Source organism: Micromonospora sp. CV4, from assembly GCF_003667455.1.
In the GTDB taxonomy this organism is placed as follows: domain Bacteria; phylum Actinomycetota; class Actinomycetes; order Mycobacteriales; family Micromonosporaceae; genus Micromonospora.
On the sequence record NZ_RCVI01000192.1, the window covers coordinates 1 to 18,963 of the forward strand.

The 18,963-nt window shown below is 71.3% G+C and carries 19 protein-coding genes and 1 pseudogene; 11 read left to right on the plus strand and 9 right to left on the minus strand.

All coding sequences use genetic code 11. From position 1 onward, the window contains the following. Position 1 precedes the first annotated feature (1 nt). A complete protein-coding gene (locus EAD98_RS06065) occupies positions 2–625 on the plus strand; it encodes an SDR family oxidoreductase (protein ID WP_233583730.1) in 624 nt (207 codons plus the stop codon). Positions 626–819: 194 nt separating this feature from the next. Here EAD98_RS06065 and EAD98_RS06070 read toward each other — a convergent pair. After that, positions 820–1,470, minus strand: a pseudogene (locus EAD98_RS06070) (dTMP kinase); the annotation flags it as partial. A gap of 122 nt (positions 1,471–1,592) precedes the next feature. On the opposite strand from EAD98_RS06070, the gene EAD98_RS06075 reads away from it, so the two are divergent. The 5 genes from EAD98_RS06075 to EAD98_RS06090 all read left to right on the plus strand — a co-directional run bounded on the left by EAD98_RS06075 (position 1,593) and on the right by EAD98_RS06090 (position 4,070). Then, positions 1,593–2,219, plus strand: a complete 627-nt coding sequence (locus EAD98_RS06075; protein ID WP_255421216.1) for a nucleotidyltransferase — start codon at positions 1,593–1,595, stop codon at positions 2,217–2,219. After that, positions 2,216–2,491, plus strand: coding sequence for a hypothetical protein (locus EAD98_RS06080; RefSeq protein WP_121653093.1), 276 nt, complete (start codon positions 2,216–2,218; stop codon positions 2,489–2,491). The genes EAD98_RS06075 and EAD98_RS06080 overlap by 4 nt, the downstream gene beginning before the upstream one ends. A gap of 10 nt (positions 2,492–2,501) precedes the next feature. Next, a complete protein-coding gene (locus tag EAD98_RS06085; RefSeq protein WP_121653094.1) occupies positions 2,502–3,278 on the plus strand; it encodes a metallophosphoesterase in 777 nt (258 codons plus the stop codon). Next, positions 3,269–3,412 (plus strand): GPGG-motif small membrane protein, encoded by a 144-nt coding sequence (locus EAD98_RS31200; RefSeq protein WP_199723307.1) that lies wholly within the window; start codon positions 3,269–3,271, stop codon positions 3,410–3,412. The genes EAD98_RS06085 and EAD98_RS31200 overlap by 10 nt, the downstream gene beginning before the upstream one ends. Before the next feature lie 163 nt (positions 3,413–3,575). Further along, positions 3,576–4,070 (plus strand): TspO/MBR family protein, encoded by a 495-nt coding sequence (locus EAD98_RS06090; RefSeq protein WP_121653095.1) that lies wholly within the window; start codon positions 3,576–3,578, stop codon positions 4,068–4,070. A gap of 52 nt (positions 4,071–4,122) precedes the next feature. On the opposite strand, the gene EAD98_RS06095 is transcribed toward EAD98_RS06090, so the two are convergent. Then, the gene (locus tag EAD98_RS06095; RefSeq protein WP_121653096.1) at positions 4,123–4,896 is read right to left on the minus strand and encodes a M23 family metallopeptidase; all 774 of its coding nucleotides are present in this window, start codon (positions 4,894–4,896) and stop codon (positions 4,123–4,125) included. A 251-nt stretch (positions 4,897–5,147) separates the two neighbouring features. Here EAD98_RS06095 and EAD98_RS06100 point away from each other — a divergent pair, with 251 nt between their 5' ends. From EAD98_RS06100 to EAD98_RS06120, 5 genes are all read left to right on the plus strand, one after another. Continuing rightward, on the plus strand, positions 5,148–6,491 hold the full coding sequence (locus EAD98_RS06100; RefSeq protein WP_121653097.1) for an ABC transporter substrate-binding protein: 1,344 nt from the start codon (positions 5,148–5,150) through the stop codon (positions 6,489–6,491). A gap of 66 nt (positions 6,492–6,557) precedes the next feature. Next, positions 6,558–7,604 (plus strand): carbohydrate ABC transporter permease, encoded by a 1,047-nt coding sequence (locus tag EAD98_RS06105; protein WP_121653098.1) that lies wholly within the window; start codon positions 6,558–6,560, stop codon positions 7,602–7,604. Between the two features lies 1 nt (position 7,605). Further along, a complete protein-coding gene (locus EAD98_RS06110; RefSeq protein WP_121653099.1) occupies positions 7,606–8,571 on the plus strand; it encodes a carbohydrate ABC transporter permease in 966 nt (321 codons plus the stop codon). A 66-nt stretch (positions 8,572–8,637) separates the two neighbouring features. Continuing rightward, entirely contained in the window at positions 8,638–9,684 is a 1,047-nt protein-coding gene (locus EAD98_RS06115; protein ID WP_121653100.1) for a LacI family DNA-binding transcriptional regulator, read from the plus strand. A gap of 105 nt (positions 9,685–9,789) precedes the next feature. Next, positions 9,790–11,448 (plus strand): glycoside hydrolase family 13 protein, encoded by a 1,659-nt coding sequence (locus EAD98_RS06120; RefSeq protein WP_121653101.1) that lies wholly within the window; start codon positions 9,790–9,792, stop codon positions 11,446–11,448. Positions 11,449–11,682: 234 nt separating this feature from the next. On the opposite strand, the gene EAD98_RS06125 is transcribed toward EAD98_RS06120, so the two are convergent. From EAD98_RS06125 to EAD98_RS06155, 7 genes are all read right to left on the minus strand, one after another. After that, entirely contained in the window at positions 11,683–13,107 is a 1,425-nt protein-coding gene (locus tag EAD98_RS06125; protein WP_121653102.1) for an MFS transporter, read from the minus strand. Positions 13,108–13,158: 51 nt separating this feature from the next. Then, complete coding sequence (locus tag EAD98_RS06130; protein ID WP_121653103.1) at positions 13,159–14,352, minus strand: ABC transporter permease; 1,194 nt, start codon at positions 14,350–14,352, stop codon at positions 13,159–13,161. Next, positions 14,345–14,971, minus strand: a complete 627-nt coding sequence (locus EAD98_RS06135; protein WP_233578446.1) for an ABC transporter ATP-binding protein — start codon at positions 14,969–14,971, stop codon at positions 14,345–14,347. The genes EAD98_RS06130 and EAD98_RS06135 overlap by 8 nt, the downstream gene beginning before the upstream one ends. A gap of 53 nt (positions 14,972–15,024) precedes the next feature. Then, the gene (locus EAD98_RS06140) at positions 15,025–16,491 is read right to left on the minus strand and encodes a peptidoglycan-binding domain-containing protein (protein WP_121653105.1); all 1,467 of its coding nucleotides are present in this window, start codon (positions 16,489–16,491) and stop codon (positions 15,025–15,027) included. 89 nt (positions 16,492–16,580) lie between these two features. Further along, a complete protein-coding gene (locus EAD98_RS06145) occupies positions 16,581–17,510 on the minus strand; it encodes a hypothetical protein (protein WP_147457343.1) in 930 nt (309 codons plus the stop codon). Between the two features lie 16 nt (positions 17,511–17,526). Beyond that, positions 17,527–17,958, minus strand: a complete 432-nt coding sequence (locus EAD98_RS06150; protein WP_121653107.1) for a hypothetical protein — start codon at positions 17,956–17,958, stop codon at positions 17,527–17,529. Between the two features lie 261 nt (positions 17,959–18,219). Continuing rightward, the coding region (locus tag EAD98_RS06155) for an FGGY-family carbohydrate kinase (protein ID WP_255421215.1) at positions 18,220–18,963 on the minus strand (744 nt) is incomplete at its 5' end.

Here is an 18,963-nt window from a genome sequence, read left to right on the forward strand (position 1 = left end):
CCTGACGGCCGGCTGGCGGGTGGTCGTACCGGAGCGGGGAGCTCGGCCCGGGTCGGAGCCGGCTGCCGACGGGCTGGTCCGGCTCGTCGCGGACCTGACCGATCCGGCCGGCGCGGCGCGCGCGGTCGAGGCCGCCGCCGGCGAACCGGCGGCGCCGCTGCGGGCGGTGGTCAACCTGGTCGGCGGCTACGCCAGCGGCGGGCTGGTGCATGAGACACCGGTCGACGAGTTCGAGCGGATGCTCACCGCCAACCTTCGGCCGACCTACCTGGTCACCCGGGCCGTGCTGCCGCACCTGGTGGCGGCCGGCGGCGGCGCGGTGGTCTGTGTCTCGGCCCGCGCGGCGGTCACCCCGTTCCCCGGTGCGGCCGGCTATGTCACCGCCAAGGCCGCGGTGCTCGCGTTCGCCAACGCGGTGGCGGTCGAGTACCGGTCCCGCAACGTGCGCTGCAACACCGTGCTGCCGAGCGTCATCGACACCCCGGCGAACCGTGTTGCGCAGCCCGACGCCGACCACTCCCGCTGGGTGGCCCCGGCCGAGATCGCCTCGGTGATCCACTTCCTCGCGTCGGCGGAGTCCGCGCCGACCAGCGGCGCCGCCGTCCCGGTCTACGGGCGGGCCTGAGCCACCAGCGGGCCGCCAGCACTGCGGCTGGTCCGCTGGTCCGCCGCAGCGGCGGCCGTCGTGCCGACGGACGGCGTCGACACCGGCGGGGGCAGCACGGTCGGCGGCGGGGGCAGCACGGTCGGCGGCGGCGACGCCGGCGCCGGCTCCGGCTCCGGCACGTCGACCGGCGGCGGCCCGGCGGGCGGACGGTCCGGATCGGGACGGGCGGACGGCGGCAGCCAGGTCGCCAGGTGCGCCTGGATCTGCTCGGTCACCTCCTCGGCCGGGCGGCCCGCGTCCACCAGGACGAAGGTCGGATACTCGGGCAGGGCGCGGTAGGCGGTGTCGGCGGCGGTCAGCCAGCCCATCGTCTCGTGGTCGGTGCCCCGCTGCTCGATCCGCCGGTACGCCTCAGCCGGGTCGACGGCGAGCAGGAAGGTCACCTGCGGCGTCGGAAAGAGTCGGTAACCGGCCCGGGCCAGCCGCTCCCAGCGGTGCCCGCCGTGCGCGCGGATGCTGGCGTACTGACAGGCCGAGTAGCGGTCCATCACGGCCGTCCGGCCGGTGAGCAGGCAGCTGAGCAGGGCGGCGGCGATGGCGAGCCAGCGCAGCACGGATTCCACCGCCAGCACGCCGTCGCGCCCGACGAGGCGCTGCGCGTCGGAACGGCCGAGTCGGTGGGCGAGCCGGCCGAGCCAGCGACGGCCGCTGGCGTTGCGGCGGTAGGTGGCCGGGCGGCCGGCGGCGGTGAGCGCGTCGGCCAGCCGGTGTGCCTGGGTGGTCTTGCCCGAACCGTCGATGCCGATCAGGGCCACGGTGCGCAACCGGGTCCTGCCGCGTCGCGTACCCGATGATCTGGCCACCCTCGACAGGTTATCCGACCCGCGCTCCGGCACGCGCAGTTTGTGGTGCTTGATCCCTGTTCGCACCCACCCGCGACCCGGCCAGGTGTGGGCGACCGGAATGCCGGGTACGGGAGTTCGAAATCCAACCGCCTGTCCACCAATACGACCGACGGGAGAACCAGATGGCTGAGCGCGGGGACGAGAGTCTGGTGCACACCCTGAAGAAGGTCGCCGCCGTGCTCAAGCAGTCCGAGATCCCGTTCGCCCTGGGGGGCAGCTTCGCGGTCTACGCCCACGGCGGCCACTCCAGCGATCACGACGTCGATTTCCTGATCCGCGAGGCCGACGTCGAGCAGGCCCTGGAGGCCCTGGTGGCCGCCGGCTTCGTCGCCGAGCGTCCACCAGAGGACTGGCTGGTCAAGGTCTTCGACGACGGGCGCATGGTCGATCTGATCCACCGGCCGATCGAGACGCCGGTGACCGAGGAGACGTTCGCCGACACGGTCGTCCGGCCGGTGGACGCGATTCACATGCCGGTCCTGTCCGCCACCCAGCTGATGGTGCACAAGCTGCTCAGCTTCTCCCAGCACTACTGCGACTTCGCCCGCGGCCTGCCGTTGGCCCGGTCGCTGCGGGAGCAGATCGACTGGGAACGGGTACGCAAGGAGACGCAGCACTCGCCGTACGCCGAGGCGTTCCTGGTGCTGCTGGACCGGCTGGAGGTGGTGCCGGAAACCGGCACCCAGGCAGGAGAGGGGACACCGTGAGCCACCATCGCGACAGCGGCGCCGGGCCACCCGACGAGTACGTGGAGGCCGAGATCCACCGGCTGCTCGCCGAGGATCCCGCCGTCGCCGAACAGGGCATCACCGTGGTCCGGCGGGAGCGCGCCCTCGTGCTCTACGGCGAGGTGGAGAGCCCGCACCGGCGTGCGGAGATCCTGCGCCGAGTGGCCGAGCGTTTCCCGGACGTGCCGATCACCAGCGACATCGGGGTGATCCGCGCCCAGGCGCCCACGGAGATCGAGCAACTGCCCTGAGGGAGGTTTCATGGTGATCCGGATCGCCGCCGTGGGCGACGTGCATCTGGACGAGGACGTGGTCGGTCGGTTCCGCCCGGCGTTGGAGGAGCTGCCGGACTGCGCCGACGTTCTCCTGCTGGCCGGTGACCTGACCCGGCACGGCACCGAGTCGGAGGCGCGCTGCGTGGCGCAGGAGTTCGGCGGGCTGGGCGTGCCGGTGGTGACGGTGCTCGGCAACCACGACCACCAGTGCGACCAGGTGCCGCAGGTGGTCAAGGTGCTCGAGGACGCGGGCATCACCGTGCTGGAGGGCAACGGCGTGGTGCTGGACTGCGCGGGCGGCCGACTCGGCATCGCCGGCGTCAAGGGCTTCGGCGGCGGGTTCGCCGGGCGGTGCGCGAGCGACTTCGGCGAGCCGGAGATGAAGGCGTTCGTCCGCACCACCAACGAGAGCGCGGAGAGCCTCGGCAAGGCGCTGCGCTCGCTCGACTGCGACCTGCTGGTCGCGCTCACCCACTACTCACCGGTGCCGGACACGCTGGCCGGCGAACCGTTGGAGATCTACCCGTTCCTCGGCTCGTACCAGCTCGGGCAGGCGATCGACTCGGCGCCCACCGCGCTGGCCCTGCACGGGCACGCGCACGCCGGCACCGAGCGCGGCACCACGCCCGGTGGTGTGCGGGTACGTAACGTCGCGCACCCGGTGATCAAGCAGGCCTACAGCGTCTTCCATGTCGGCGATCAACACGACTCCGACCAGGTTTCCCCGATCGGACGCTCGGGTAGTCAGAGGTCATGGAGCTGATTCTCTGGATTCTCGCAGTCGTACTCGTGGTCGCCGGCATCCTCGCGCTGTTCCGCCGGCAGGTCCTGTGGGGCATCGTCCTCATCATTGTCGGGCTGTTGGTCGGCCCGGGTGGTGTCAGCATTTTCAATTGACGCTCGTAGGTAGCAGTACCGGGACCCGCCGGGGTCGCCGCGACCGGAGCTCCGTCCTCCCGACAGGAGCACCGGCCGTGGCGATCCCGGCGCTGTTTTGTCCGCGGGCCTGAACCTTCGAGACAGCTGGTTTGACCGCCGATCAGGCGGAAATATCTCGACCGTGGAGATATCGCGGGACGAGCCACCAACCTCCGGCCGACGGTCGCGCTGGGCGCTGGCCGGCTTCGCGGCCGCGGTCTTCGTGGCGGCCGCGATCGGTGGGCTGGGGGTGCAGGGCACCACCGACGAGTACGCCAGCCTCCGGCAGCCCGGCTGGGCGCCACCCTCGTGGCTGTTCGGCCCGGTCTGGACGGTGCTCTACGCGCTGATCGCGGTGGCCGGCTGGCTGGCCTGGCGCCGGGTCGGCTTCGGGCCCGCGCTCTGGGCGTGGACCGCCCAGTTGGTGCTCAACGCGATCTGGACCCCGCTGTTCTTCGGCGCGGGGCAGTACGGGCTGGCGTTCGCCGAGATCGTGGCGATGTGGCTGGCGATCGGGCTCACCGTGGCGTTGTTCGCCCGGGTCTCCCGGGTCGCGGCGGCGCTGATGCTGCCCTACTGGGCCTGGGTCACCTTCGCCGCCGCACTGAACCTGTCGATCTGGCGGCTGAACTCCTGACCGACAGGTCCCCGGCGGCGCCGCCCGCCGGGAACCGTGGTCGTCAGGCGACTCAACAGCGGGGCACGCCCGGGATGTAACCGTCGTGTCCGGTGTACACGTACGCGTCGGCGATGAAACGGCCGGTGCCGATCCGGTCCCAGATCGAGCTGGTGCCGTAGGTGCCGGTGACCGTGGTGCCGCTGGTCTGGCAGGCGATGGTCACCCGCGTGCCGTCGGCGACGGTCCCGACGGAGGCGTACCCGGTGCCGGGGCCGGAACGGACGGTCAGCGGGGTGCCGCTGGTGTCGACCGTGCCGTTGCCGCCGCCCGAGCCGCACCCGTTGTCGCTGGTATAGGTCTTGGTGCCCCAGTACAGACCGAGGGCGCCGTTGAACCGGACCTGGATGTCGTTGCCGTTCAGGCGCTGCTCGTAGTGCAGGTGCGGGCCGGTGGAGCCGCCCGTGCTGCCGACCCAGCCGAGCACCTTGCCGTAGCCGACGGTCTGGCCGACGGACACGTTGAAGCCGTTGAGGTGGGCGTAGTAGGTGCTGTAACCGCCACCGTGGTTGATCCGGACGTATTTGCCGTAGCTGGTGCCGCCGAGGTCGGTCACCCGGTCGACGGTGCCGGGGGCGCTGGCCACCACCGGGTCGCCGAGGTCGTCGGTGCGGTTGAAGTCGACGGCGTTCGCCGGGCTGTGGTTCGACCGGGTCTGCCCGGACCAGGACTGGCCGCACGGGAACGGCACCTTGAAGGTCGGCGCGGCCAGCGCCGGGCTCGCCGGAGTCAGGACTCCCCCGACGAGCAGGCCCGTCACCAGCAGGCTGATCCACCGCTTACGCATACAGCTCCTCCTATGTCGAAAACCTTCGATGTGGTGCCCTCAGCCTGACAGATATCGTCATTCTTCGAAAGAGTCGGAGACCCGGCCCGGGAGCGCGCCCACGGGGCGGCCCGGAGGTTTCCGGATTGTTACTCGCTCGTGTCTGGCAGGGGCTGGACCGGACCGGATGCAAGCGCTTACATGTGTGCACGCCCATCGGGACCGGCGCCGCGCCATCGAGCACGACCGCGCCGGCTAGAAAGGAGGACGGCATGGCGGTCTTTACCAGACCACGCCAGGCCTTCGTGATCGCCGGCGTACTGGGGCTGGCGCTCAGCGCCACCGCTTGCGGTACCGGCGACGACAAGAAGAGCAGCAACGCGAGCTCCGCGGAGTGCGCCGCATACGACAAGTACGAGGGCCACGACGGCAAGAAGGTCTCCATCTACGCGTCCATCCGTGACGCCGAGGCCGACCTGCTGGAGCGGTCCTGGTCGCAGTTCACCGACTGCACCGGCATCGAGATCGACTACGAGGGCAACGCCGAGTTCGAGGCGCAGCTCCCGGTCCGGGTCGACGGCGGCAACGCGCCCGACCTGGCGTTCGTGCCTCAGCCGGGTCTGGTCAAGCGGTTCGCCGACGCCGGCAAGCTGAAGTCCCTCGGGGCCGACACCAAGACGATGGCCGAGCAGAACCTGCCGGCCGACTGGCTGAAGTACGGCACCGTCAACGGCACCCTCTACGGCGTGCCGCTCGGCGCCAACGTGAAGTCCTTCGTCTGGTACTCGCCGAAGCTCTTCAAGGAGAAGGGCTGGACGGTCCCGACCAGCTGGGACGACATGATCAAGCTCAGCGACACGATCGCCGCGAGCGGCATCAAGCCGTGGTGCGCCGGCATCGAGTCCGGTGACGCCACCGGCTGGCCGGCCACGGACTGGATCGAGGACGTGGTCCTGCGGACGCAGGGCCCCGAGGTCTACGACCAGTGGACCACCCACGCCATCCCGTTCAACGACCCGAGGATCGTCGACGCGGTCAACCGCGCCGGCGCCATCCTGAAGAACGAGAAGTACATGAACGGCGGCTTCGGCGGTGTGAAGAGCATCGGCACCACCGCCTTCGGTGAGGCCGGCCTGCCCGTCACCACCGGCAAGTGCGCGATGCACCGGCAGGCGTCGTTCTACGCCAACCAGTTCCCCGAGGGCACGAAGGTGGCCGAGGACGGCGACGCGTTCGCCTTCTACTTCCCGGCCATCGATACGGCCAAGGGCAAGCCGGTGCTGGGCGCGGGCGAGTTCGTCGTCGCGTACGCCGACCGTCCCGAGGTCCAGGCGGTGCAGACCTACCTCGCCTCCAGCGAGTACGTCAACAGCCGCGCGAAGCTCGGCAACTGGGTCACGGCGAACAACAAGCTGGACATCGCCAACGTCGCCAGCCCGATCGACAAGCTCTCCGTCCAGATCCTGCAGGACAAGACCGGCACGTTCCGCTTCGACGGATCCGACCTGATGCCGGCCGCCGTCGGCGCGGGGACGTTCTGGAAGGGCATGGTCGAGTGGATCAACGGCAAGGACACCGCGTCGGTGCTCCAGGGCATCGAGAGCAGCTGGAAGTGATCTGAACGGTGGGCCGGTCCGCACCCGCGGACCGGCCCACCGGCGGATCTGGACCTGGGAGGGTCGATGGAGTTCGACTTCGCGGAGGAACAGCCGAAGTTCCTCATGCTGATGTACGGGCTGATCGCTTTCGTCGCGGTGGTGGGCGGTCTGCTCCTGCTCCTCGACGTGGTGCCGGCCTGGTTCGCCCGCCGTCGGGAGGCGCAGCTCGTCGCCGCGTCCGCCAGCGGCGCCCCGCTCCCCCGGCGCCCGAAGCAACGGGAAGGGCTCTTCGCGCTCTTCTTCATGCTGCCGACGGTGCTGCTGCTCACCATCGGGCTGGTCGTGCCGGCCATCCGCACCACGTTGCTCTCCCTGATGGACAAGGACAGCAACGAGTGGGTGGGCCTGGCCAACTACAGCTGGATGTTCTCCGAAAGCTCGATCATCCGGGTGCTGACCAACAGCCTGATCTGGGTGATCCTGGTCCCGCTGGTGGCGACCGGCTTCGGCCTGATCTACGCCGTGCTGGTGGACAAGGCCCGGTTCGAGGCCGTCGCCAAGTCGCTGATCTTCCTGCCGATGGCGATCTCGTTCGTCGGCGCGAGCATCATCTGGAAGTTCGTCTACGCCTACCGCGGCGACGGCGACCAGATCGGCCTGCTCAACCACATCGTGGTCAGCCTCGGCGGCGAACCCAAGCAGTGGCTGCTCGAGTCGCCGCTGAACACGCTGCTGCTGATCGTCATCATGATCTGGATCCAGGCCGGCTTCGCCATGGTGGTGCTCTCCGCCGCCATCAAGGCCATCCCCGGCGACATCGTGGAGGCCGCCCGGCTCGACGGAGTCAGCCCGTGGCAGATGTTCTGGCAGATCACCATGCCGACCATCCGACCGGCGCTGATCGTGGTGGTGGTGACCCTCTCGATCGCCACGCTCAAGGTCTTCGACATCGTCCGAACCGCTACCAACGGCAACTACGACACCAGCGTGATCGCCAACGAGATGTACAACCAGGCGTTCCGGTACGGCGAGAACGGGCAGGGCTCCGCGCTCGCGGTCTTCCTCTTCATCCTGGTCATCCCGATCGTGATCTACCAGATCCGCAACCTCCGTCAGCAGCGGGAGGGCTGAGATGACCACTTCCACGCCCACAGTCGCCGTCGGCACCCAGCAGACCGCCGGACCGAAGACCACCGCCGGGCGGGTCCGCAAGCGCCTGAACAGCCGCAGCGCGACCCTCATCTCGATCGTCATCGCGGTGGTCTGGACCATCCCGACCTTCGGCCTGTTCATCTCCTCGCTCCGGCCCGAGGACGAGATCAAGACCACCGGCTGGTGGACCGCCTTCACCAACCCGCAGTTCACCCTGGAGAACTACCAGCAGGTCCTGTTCGGCCGGTCATCGTCGTCCGGGCAGCTGGCCAGCTACTTCATCAACTCCCTGGCGATCACCATCCCGTCGGTGCTCTTCCCACTCGCCTTCGCCTCCCTGGCGGCGTACGCGCTGGCCTGGATCAACTTCCGGGGTCGGGACTGGGCGTACATCGCGATCTTCGCGTTGCAGATCGTGCCCCTGCAGATGGCGCTGGTGCCGCTGCTGAAGTTCTTCTCCACCGGTGTCACCGTCGCCGGCGTCACCCTGATGCCGGCCTGGGACCTGGTCGACGAACAGAAGTTCGCCCAGGTGTGGTTCGCGCACACCTGCTTCGCGCTCCCGTTCGCCGTCTACCTGTTGCACAACTTCATCTCGCAGCTACCCGGAGACCTGATGGAGGCGGCCCGGGTCGACGGCGCCGGCCACCCGAAGATCTTCCGCACCATCGTGCTGCCGCTGATCACCCCGGCGCTGGCCGCGATCGGCATCTTCCAGTTCCTCTGGGTCTGGAACGACCTGCTGGTCGCGCTGATCTTCGCCGGTGGCGGCGACGAGACCGCCCCGCTCACCGTCCGGCTGGCCGAGATGGCCGGCACCCGGGGCAACGAATGGCAGCGGCTGACCGCCGGGGCGTTCGTGTCGATCGTCGTACCGCTCATCGTGTTCCTGTCCCTGCAGCGCTACTTCGTGCGAGGCCTGCTCGCCGGCAGCGTCAAGGGCTGACCCGCTTGCCCGCCGCCGCCTGGCCCCTCGGGCGGCGGCGGGCGCCAGGTACCGAGCGGGGGAACCGTGACGAAGATTGATGATGTCGCCCGGCTGGCCGGAGTGTCCACGGCCACCGTTTCGCGGGCACTGCGCGGGCTGCCGACGGTCTCCGCCGCCACCCGGCGCCGCGTCCTCGCCGCCGCCGAGCAGCTCGACTACGAGGTCTCGCCGAGCGCGTCCCGGCTCGCCGGTGGCCGCACCGGCACAGTCGCGGTGGTGGTCCCCCGGATCACCCGGTGGTTCTTCAGCACGGTCGTCGAGGCGGTCGAGGCGTTCCTCCACGAGTCCGGCTACGACCTGCTGCTCTACAACCTGGGTGGTCGGGAGCAGGTCCGCCAGCGGGTGCTGCGCACCGCCAACCTGCACAAGCGGGTGGACGCCATCATGCTGGTCGCCACGCCGCTGCGCCCGGCCGACCTGACCGCGCTGGCCGCACTGGACCTGCCCGGGGTGACCATCAGCTCGGGGACCAGGGTGCCCAACTGGCCGTGCGTGCGGATCGACGACGTGGCTGCCGCCCGTACCGCCACCCGGCACCTGCTCGACCTCGGCCACCGCCGGATCGCGCACATCTCCGGCGATCCCGACGACGAGCTGGCCTTCACCACCCACCTGGACCGACGCCGGGGCTATCAGGAGGAGCTGCGGGCCGCCGGCATGCGACCCGACCCGAGCCTGGACGTCGAGTCGACGTTCACCATCGACGGCGGCAACCGGGCCACCGCCGAACTGCTCGCCCGGGGCGAGCCGCCGACCGCGATCGTCGCCGCCTGCGACGAGATGGCGATGGGCGCGATGACCGCGCTGCGCGACGCCGGGCTGCGCGTACCGCAGGACGTCAGCGTGGTCGGCATCGACGACCACGACCTGGCCGGCGTGCTCGGGCTCAGCACCATCGCCCAGCCCGCCGCCGAGCAGGGCCGGCTGGCCGCCCGGATGCTGCTCGACCCGCTCGGGGTCCGGAGCCTGGGCCCGATCGTGGGTCAACGGACCCCCGGTTGCGACACCCCGGTGATCCTGCCCACTCGGCTGGTCGTCCGGGACTCGACCGCACCACCCCGGGCACACTGAAACCCCAACCATCCGCCGCCGGCGGCTGGCGGCGACGCGGCCGGCAGCAGCATCCGGCAGTCCACCCACAGCTCGACACGGGAGACGACCCTGAACACCGATCCGATCCAGCAGACCCCCTCCGGTCACCCGGTCACCGGCTGGTGGACCGAGGCCTCCATCTACCAGATCTACCCCCGCTCGTTCGCCGACTCGGACGGGGACGGCGTCGGCGACCTGCCGGGCATCACGGCCCGCCTCGACCACCTGGTCGAGCTGGGCGTGGACGCGGTGTGGCTCTCCCCGTTCTACCCGTCGCCCCAGGCCGACGCCGGCTACGACGTGGCCGACTACCGGGACGTCGACCCGCTGTTCGGCACCCTCGCCGACGCGGACAAGCTGATCGCCGAGGCCCGCTCCCGGGGCCTGCGCGTGATCGTCGACCTGGTGCCGAACCACACCTCCTCGGCGCACCGCTGGTTCCAGGCCGCGCTGGCCGCCGCGCCGGGCAGCCCGGAGCGCTCCCGGTACATCTTCCGCGACGGCCTCGGCCCGACCGGCGACCAGCCGCCGAACGACTGGCAGAGCGTCTTTGGCGGCCCCGCCTGGACCCGGACGGTTGACCCCAACGGTCAGCCCGGCCAGTGGTACCTGCACCTGTTCGACACGGGCCAGCCGGACCTCAACTGGGACAACCCGGAGGTGCACGCGGAGTTCCTGGACGTGCTGCGGTTCTGGCTGGACCGCGGGGTGGACGGCTTCCGGGTCGACGTGGCGCACGGTCTGGTCAAGCAGGCCGACCTGGCCGACTGGCAGGAGCCGCAGGAGATCCTGTCCGGCAACGAGGTGGACAAGCCGCGCCCGCCGATGTGGGACCAGGAGGGCGTACACGAGATCTACCGTCAGTGGCGGCAGCTTCTCGACAGCTACCCCGGCGAGCGGGTGCTGGTCGCCGAGGCGTGGGTGGAGCCGGCCGAGCGGCTGGCCCGCTACGTCCGCCCGGACGAGATGCATCAGGCGTTCAACTTCGAGTACCTGCTCGCCGCCTGGACCGCACCGGCCCAGTACGCGGTGATCACCCGCTCGTTGGAGGCGACCGACTCGGTCGGCGCGCCGACCACCTGGGTGCTGTCCAACCACGACGTCGTGCGGCACGCGTCCCGGCTGGGCCTGCCCGTCGGCACCGCCCGGCCCAACGGCATCGGCATCGGCGACCCGCAGCCGGACGCCGCGCTCGGCCTGCGCCGGGCCCGCGCGGCCACCCTGCTGATGCTCGCCCTGCCCGGCTCGGCGTACCTCTACCAGGGTGAGGAGCTGGGCCTGCCGGAGCACACCACGCTGCCCGACGAGGCCCGGCAGGACCCGACCTGGGCGCGCAGCGGGCACACCCAGCGCGGCCGGGACGGGTGCCGGGTGCCGATCCCGTGGGAGGCGGACGCGCCGTCGTACGGCTTCGGGCCGTCCGACGCCAGCTGGCTGCCGCAGCCCCCGCTGTGGGCGGAGTACGCGCTGGACCGCCAGCGCGACGTGCCCGGGTCGACGTACGAGCTGTACCGCACGGCGTTGCGGCTGCGCCGCGCCCACGGGCTGGGCCGCGGCACGCTGGAATGGCTGTCCTCCGGCGACGAGGTGCTGACCTTCCGCAACGGTGAACTGACCGTGCTGACCAACTTCGGCGCCACTCCGGTGCCGGTTCCGGCCGGCGCCGAACTGCTCGCTTCCAGCGCACCGCTGCACGACGACGGGACGGTGCCGACCGACGTGACGGTCTGGGTACGCGCCTGATCCCAGCCTGTCCGGCCCGTCCCCGCCGACCCGTCCTCCTGGTCGGGTCGGCGGGGACGGCCACACCGGTGTCTCAAGATCCGCACAACTTCAGGGATGTAGTGGCCTCAAGACGGCGGGAGGCCACTACATCCCTGAAATTGCGGAGGCCGGCGCCGCCTGGCCGGGCAGGGCCGGCGGCGGGGCCGGGTCGGTGGCCGGGCCGGTCGGCGGGCGTCGGTGGTTCCGGGCCGGTCAGAGGCGGTCGGCGCGGGTGTGCAGGAGGTCGTGCACGTTCTCGATGTCGGCCGGTGAGGTCCGCGAGGCGAGCCAGTACATGATGCCGGTGGGAATGAAGAAGAGCTGGAACGCGGCCAGCCCGACGGCGTAGTTCAGCGGCGGCGGGAACGCCGCCTTCAGGCCCTGGAACGCCGCCCCGACCAACCCGTTGCCGGCCGCCCGGCCGACACCGTTGACCAGGTTGCCGAGGCTGTACACGGTGCCCCGGTGCTCCGGCGGGTTCACGTCGGCGATCAACGCGAACCAGTTGGGCGAGTTCGCCGACGTCAGCGCGAGCGCCAGTACGGCCGTGAGCAGGCTCAGCCCGACCGACGGCTCGGTGAACACACTGGACAGGATCGCGCCGATCACCGCGCCGCCGCTGGCGCCGTCCGGCACGTCGATCCGTATCGGCACGAAGAACAGCACCAGGTAGAACGGCAGCGCGGCGAGGATACCGACCGCGGCGACCAACGCCCGGCCCCCAGGGTTACGCCGCTGCACCGCGTCACCGATCAGCCCGCCGACGATGGAGAGCACCCCGCCGAGCTGGAACAGCGTGGCGAAGACGCTGCCCACCACCACCGCGGTCGACTCCGAGTAACCCTGCGCCTCGGCGCGCTCCGCGAAGAGCACCGGGAGCCAGACCAGCGAGCCGAAGGCGGCCTGCGCGGTCAGGCCCTGCAGGATCAGCCACCGGTTGGTCCGCCGGGCCAGGATCCGCGGCAGGTCGGCGCGGCTGATCCGGTAGTCGTACTCGGCCCCCTCGTGCAGCGCCGGGGCCAGCTCCGGCTCGCTCTGGCCGCGCCGGATGTCGTAGGTGAACAGGTAGGCCAGGGTGGCGGCCAGGCCCACGCCGGTCAGCACCAGGAACGGCCGCCGCCAGTCGCTCGCGCCGAGCAGCCCGCCGACCAGCGTGCCGGCCAGCGTGCCGACCCCCTGGGAGAGACCCCAGAAGCTCATGACCAGCCCTCGGCGCGTCGGCGAGATGAGGTCGGTGACCACCGAGAAGCCCACCGAGCCGACCGCGCCGAGGCCGACCGCCGCGACCAACTGCGCGACCAGGAACGTCAGGTACCCGCCCGCGAGGGCGCTGCCGCCGGTGCCCGCCGCCCAGATCAGCGTGCCCACCATGAGCAGCGGCTTGCGGTTCGTGCGGTCGCCGACGTACGCCCAGCCGACCGCGGCCACCGCGCTGACCAGGAAGCTGACCGCGGTGACCAGACCGAGCAGTCGCCCCGACACGTCGAACGCGTCGGCGATCGGCCCGTACAGCGGCGGGACCAGCCCGATCGCCACGTTGTCCAGCGAGGCGAGCAGCACGAACACCACGACGCTGTACAACCGGTGCGTCGGGCCGCCGCCACGGGCCAGCCGGAGGCGGCCCCTGGAAACTGTCATGACCGGCAGCCAACCAGAGGCGGATAACGACGCCGTACGTGGGTGCTCCCGTCACCCGTCCGTACGCAGCGCGGCGATCGGCTCGACCCGGGAGGCTCGCCAGGCCGGGTAGATCCCGGCCAGCAGGCCGACCACGGCGCCGAGCAGCGCCGAGCCGGGTGCCAACCAGGGCTGCATGACCGGCGTCCACTCCCGGACGTAGCTCACACCGACCACGGTGAGCACCCCGCCCGACGACCCCAGTACGCCGCCGAGCAGACCCACCAGGGCGGACTCCACCATGAAGAGCGCGGCTACGGATGCCCGAGTGCCACCCAGGCTGCGGCGCAGCCCGATCTCGCCGGTGCGTTGCAGCACCGACACCAGCATCGTGTTGGCAATGCCCACCGCGCCGATGACCAGGGTCACCAGGGCCAGTGCCAGGAAGAGCGCCTGGGTGTCCGCGGCGACCTTCGCCCGGGTGGCGTTCGGCTCGGCCGGACGTTGGGCGATCAGCGCGTCCGGTTGCTGAGGGGCCAGTGCGAGCGGGGCCTGCGACGCGACCACCGCCGCGGCCCCGACGCGTGTCCTCAATACGACGGACAGCGGGGCGGCCAGCCCGAACCGGGTGTGGGCGACCCCGTCCGGCATGATCACCGCGTCCAGCAGCGCCGGTGACCGCTCCACCGACACCAGGACGCCGATGACCGAGAACGGCACGTCACCGACGAAGACGGCCGGGGACTGGCCCACGTCGGCCAGGTGCAACCGCTCGGCCAGTCGGCCGCCCAGCACGACCACCCGGTCGCGCCGAGCCTCGTGCCCGCAGTCGTATGCGCGGCCGACGGCCACCCTCGCCTGCACGGCGTCGAACAGCCCGGGCGACGCGGCCACCAGCGGGGGGCGGACGACGTCGCTCGCCAACGGATCCACCACGGTGGTGGCCCGTACCGGTGTCTCCGGCAGGTCGAGAGTGCTCATCGTCCCAGCGGCGACGACCCCGGTCAGTCGGCTCGCCCGCTCAGCGGCGTCCCACGGGATGAGGTTCTCCGCCCGCTGCGGGCCGGCGTCAGGCGACGGAAGCACGGTCACCGACGTCGCCGCCAACTCGTCGAAGTGCGAGACGATCCGGGCGCTGGCGGTCGCGGCGAGGCCCAGGGTGGCCACCAGGGCCGCAATGCCGACCACCACGCCGAGCGCTGTCAGCACGGTGCGGTTGACCCGCGCGCCCACCCCCGCCAGAGCTTCCTCGACGAGGTCACGCATCCGGACGTACCTCGCGTACGGTGCCGTCGACGACCTGCACCCGGCGGGCGGCCCGGGCCGCGATCTGCGGGTCATGGGTGACCATCAGAACTGTCTGCCCCTCCGCGTGCAGCCGCGCGAAGAGCGTGAGAACCTCCTCGGCCGTCGCCGAATCGAGATTGCCGGTGGGCTCGTCGGCCAGCAACAGGTCCGGTCGGATGGAGAGCGCGCGGGCCACCGCCACCCGCTGACGTTCCCCGCCGGACAGCGTGTTCGGCATCGCCCCGACCCGGCCGCCCAGACCCACCCGGTCCAGTGCCTCCGCGGCACGAGCGGCCCGGAGCCGGCGGGGACAGCGGTTGTACATCAGCGCCACCGTGACGTTGTCCAGGGCCGAGCGGTGCGGCATCAGGTGGAAGGCTTGAAAGACGAAGCCGATCCGGGACGCGCGTAACCGGGTGCGTTCCCGATCCGAGAGACCGGCGACGTCCGCACCGTCGAGCAGGTACGCCCCCGAGGTCGGCCGATCGAGCAGGCCCAGGATCTGCAGCAGAGTGGACTTTCCCGAACCGGATCGACCGGTGATCGCCAGCCAGTCGCCGGACCGAACGGCCAGGTTGGTGGGTCGGAGTGCGGTCACCGGGCGGACCGCTGGATACACGCGCTCCACTCCCCGGAGCTCGACCAGCGCCGTCACGACCGTTCGCCGACGACGACCAGATCCGCCTCGGCCAGGTCGCCGTCCGCCACCCGCACCTCGGCGAACCCGTCGGCGGAGAGCCCGACCGTCACCGGGACGTCCCGGGCCCCCTGCGCGCTCGAGACCCGTACCCACGTCGCCCCGGAGGCGTCGGAGACCAGCGCCGCCAGCGGAACGGCGAGCACTGCGCCGCTGGTCGTGGAGATCGGGACACGGACCCGGACGTCTCGGCCGGGCAGGTTGGCCGGCACCGAGCCGACCGGTTTGACGCGCACCAGGTACTGCCCCTCGGGCACCCCACCGGTGCCGGGCTTGTCCGCCACGTGGGAGATCTCCCCGCGAAACGTGGCTACGCCGTCGCCTTCGTCCAACTCGACGCGCTGCCCGACCTTGAGCAGCCCCTGCTCCTCCGCGGTGACCGCACAGGTCACTTCGAGCGCCGCCGCCGTCAAGCTCAGCACCTTGCCGTCGGCCTGCCGGCCGAGGGCGGTGTCGACCCGATCGACCCGCCTGGGCAACGACGGAACGAAGGCGATCTCGCCGCGCGGGATGCGGACTCCGACCGCGTTCCGCAGTGTGACCAGCGCACTGCGGGCGGCGGACAGCCGCTGCTCGGCTTCGGCCACCCCCCGCTGCGCCGACGACACGTCTTTCGAGTCGGTCAGGTCGGCCAGATCGGACCGAGCCATCGCGATCTCCACCTCCGCTGCCGCCACCTCCGCGGTGAGCCTGCTGACCGTCGCGGCGGGCGCACCGGCCGCGACCGCGTCATCCCGCTCCTGCGCTGCGGCGTCACGCGCGGCCACCGCGCTGTTCACCCGGGCACGGGCCACCGCGAGTTGGGCCGCAGGCGGACCTTCGCGGGCGGCGGTCAGGGCGGAACGAGCCGCAGCGACGGCGGTGCCCGCGGCAGAGACACGCTCTCTGCCGGCCGCGAGCTGCTGCTCCTGCTCCGCGGATGGCGCGACCGGGGCGTATCCGACGGCGCGGTAGAGCCGGTCCACCGCGGTCGAGGTACGGGAATCGTAGGTGTCGTCCGGCGTGGCGGTGAGATGACCGAGCCGGGCCAGTGCCCGTTCGAGCTGCCGGACGTCGGGACCGCTGCTGCCCTGCGCGAGGGCGCGGTACATCGGAATCACCCCGTCCAGCACGATCACCGGACGGCCGGACACCTGCAGCGCCACATCCCCTTCGTCCAGCGCGGTTCCGGCGCGGGGCACGGCGCCGGTGACGACCAGCTTTCCGAGCCGGCCGTCACCGAGGTCGGCGTCCACAGTCAGCGCCTGCGGCTCAGCGAAGCCGAGGGTGCCGCGGACGACCACCGAGGTGGCGACGACCCGACGCTCGACGGGCACGGTGACCGGCCCGACCGCGGGAGCGGCGGCATGGCGGGCGACGTCCGACGGGGATTCGACCGACCGGCCGAACCACCAACCCGTCGCTGCCGCCAGCACGGCCACCGCGACGAGCGTCGAGAGTGGACGTGAGCGCGGCACACCTACCGCCCGGCGGAGAGCCCCGAGCCGGAGCCGCGCGGGTAACGTCGGGCTCACAGCTCACCAGCCAACGCCTTGTCCAGGTATTCCTTGTAGACCTGCTTGTACAGATCGTCGTAGGGCCACTGGCAGGGCTCGGTCTGTCGGGCCTCGGCAATCTCCCGCGCCTGCAACCGTTTGAGCTCGGCCAGCTCACCGGCGGCGAAGACGTCCTCCAGCCGTAGACCGGAACTGTCCCGGCCACTACCCGCCGCCGTCTCGACCGCCCGCTCGAAGCCGTCGCGGAACCGTTCGGCAGCCTTCGACAGGGCCAGCGATCGCTGGTCGGCGCTGTCGAAGCCCTTCTCCCGCAGGCAGCCGGCCCGGGTCTTGAGTGCCTCCACGACCCGTTGGTCGGCGTCCACCGAAGCGTAGATCTTGTCGCTGCGGGCCGATTCCTCGGCCGAGAGGGTGAGGCTCGCGATATTCGGGGCCGGGCCGAACTGGCGCTCGGCGTCGCGCTGGCAGACCATCAACCGTCGCTTCCACCCGCCGGCCTGGTCGGCCGGCATCGCGCGCAGCTTCTCCCGATTCGGGTCGACCCTGGCCGTTCCCTGTGGCAGGTAGTCGATCAATGTGGTCAGGCCGTAGCCGTAGCGTTGGACGAATTGCTCCCGGCTGAGGCCGAGCGCTACGCGGCGGTCGACCGCCGCCTGGTCGATGTAGGGCAGGTACTCGTAACCCTCAGCCTTCATGCACTCGGCGAGCGCGGCGTTCACCTTGTCCCAGTGGGCCAGCACCTCGTCGCGTGTAGCGTCGCCACGCTCCAGGACCTGCTCCATCACCCGCTCGACCGACGCCGATTCGGCGGCGCCTGGGTCCTCCGGGCCAGAACAGCCGGACACCAGGACGCCGGCCAGGAGCACCATCACAAGCCTTGTCACACGCATTTCCACCCCATCCACCGAGGTGGCCCGTGGCCGGACGCCGAAGACGTCGGTCACGGGCCGTGGGCATCGGTCAGTAGGCGCCGTGCTCGTAGAGCGGGCTGAGGGCTCCGGTCGAGACGAGTTGCCCCCGGAAGCCGGCGATGGTGTCGCCGTTCTGGTCCCAGAAGGTGTAGTTGTAGCCGGCCGAGTCGCAGCTGGTGCCCTGGGTGCCGACGTAGCTGGGGTCGTAGTAACGGATGGAGAGACACGAGCCGTCGGTGTAGGTGTCACTGATCTTGCCGTAGTAGACGCCGTTGCGGTTGCAGGTCTCCGGGGAGCGAGTGTTCTCGACCCCGCGCTTGACGCCACCGATGTACACCGACACCGATGCCGAGTAATTGGTCTCGTAGCAGACTGCCTGTGCGGGCGACGCGGCGACGGTGACGCCAGCCAGCGGCACTGCGGTCATGGCGAGCGCGACCAGGCTCGCTCGCCGTTTGGTGGCACCTTGGCTCTTCTTCACATCGACTCCTCCCGTTGGGTGTCCGAACCCTAGGCGATCGATGAGCGTCCACGCAGCCCGTTCGTCAGCCGCCGTTCCGTGTCAATGGATCACCGCGTGACCGACGGTCACCAGCATCCGGTGTGTGGACGAAACGGTGACCGTGGCACTCGCCAGGAGCAGCCATGATGATCGATTCGAGGTTGACCCAGCGCCATCCGAGCAGTGACCAACCGTGAGGCTACGAAACGGTAACGACCGGGACGGTGGAGACCTGCGGGGTCAGCGCCGGTCGAGGACCATCCCGCGCGCGGAGGCGTACTGGTCACGGACGGCGGGGACGGGCTCGGCCGCGTACTCCTCGGTGCCCTGGACCGTCCACCGCGGTGGCGCGTCACCGCCCAGGGCGACCCAGGCGGCCTGCCGGGCGGCGCCGTCGGCGACGTACTCGCCGGCCGGCGGGACGACCACCGGGCAGCCGAAGACCTGTGGCGCGATCCGGCGCACCGCGGCCGAGCGGGCTCCGCCGCCGACCAGGATGACCCGGCGGACGGTGGCGCCCTGCGCGGTCAACGCGTCGAGGCCGTCGGCGAGCGCGCAGAGCATGCCCTCCACGGCGGCCCGGGCAAGGTGCGCGGGCGTCGAGGTGCGCAGGGTCAGCCCGTGCACCGCGCCGGTGGCCAACGGGCGGTTCGGGGTCCGCTCCCCCTCCAGGTAGGGCACCATGACCAGCCCGTCGGCGCCGGCCGGCGCGGAGAGCGCCAGCTCGGCCAGCTCATCCAGGCCGACCCCGAGCATCGCGGCGGCGGCGTCCAGTACCCGGGCCGCGTTGAGCGTGCAGACCAGCGGCAGGAACCGGCCGGCCGCGTCGGCGAAGCCGGCCACCGCGCCACTGTCGTCGGCCGCCGCCACGTCGGCGACGCTGAACACCGTGCCGGAGGTGCCGATCGAGACGACCACGTCACCGGAGCCGGCGCCGACACCGAGCGCGGCGGCGGCGTTGTCGCCGGTGCCCGCGCCGAGCAG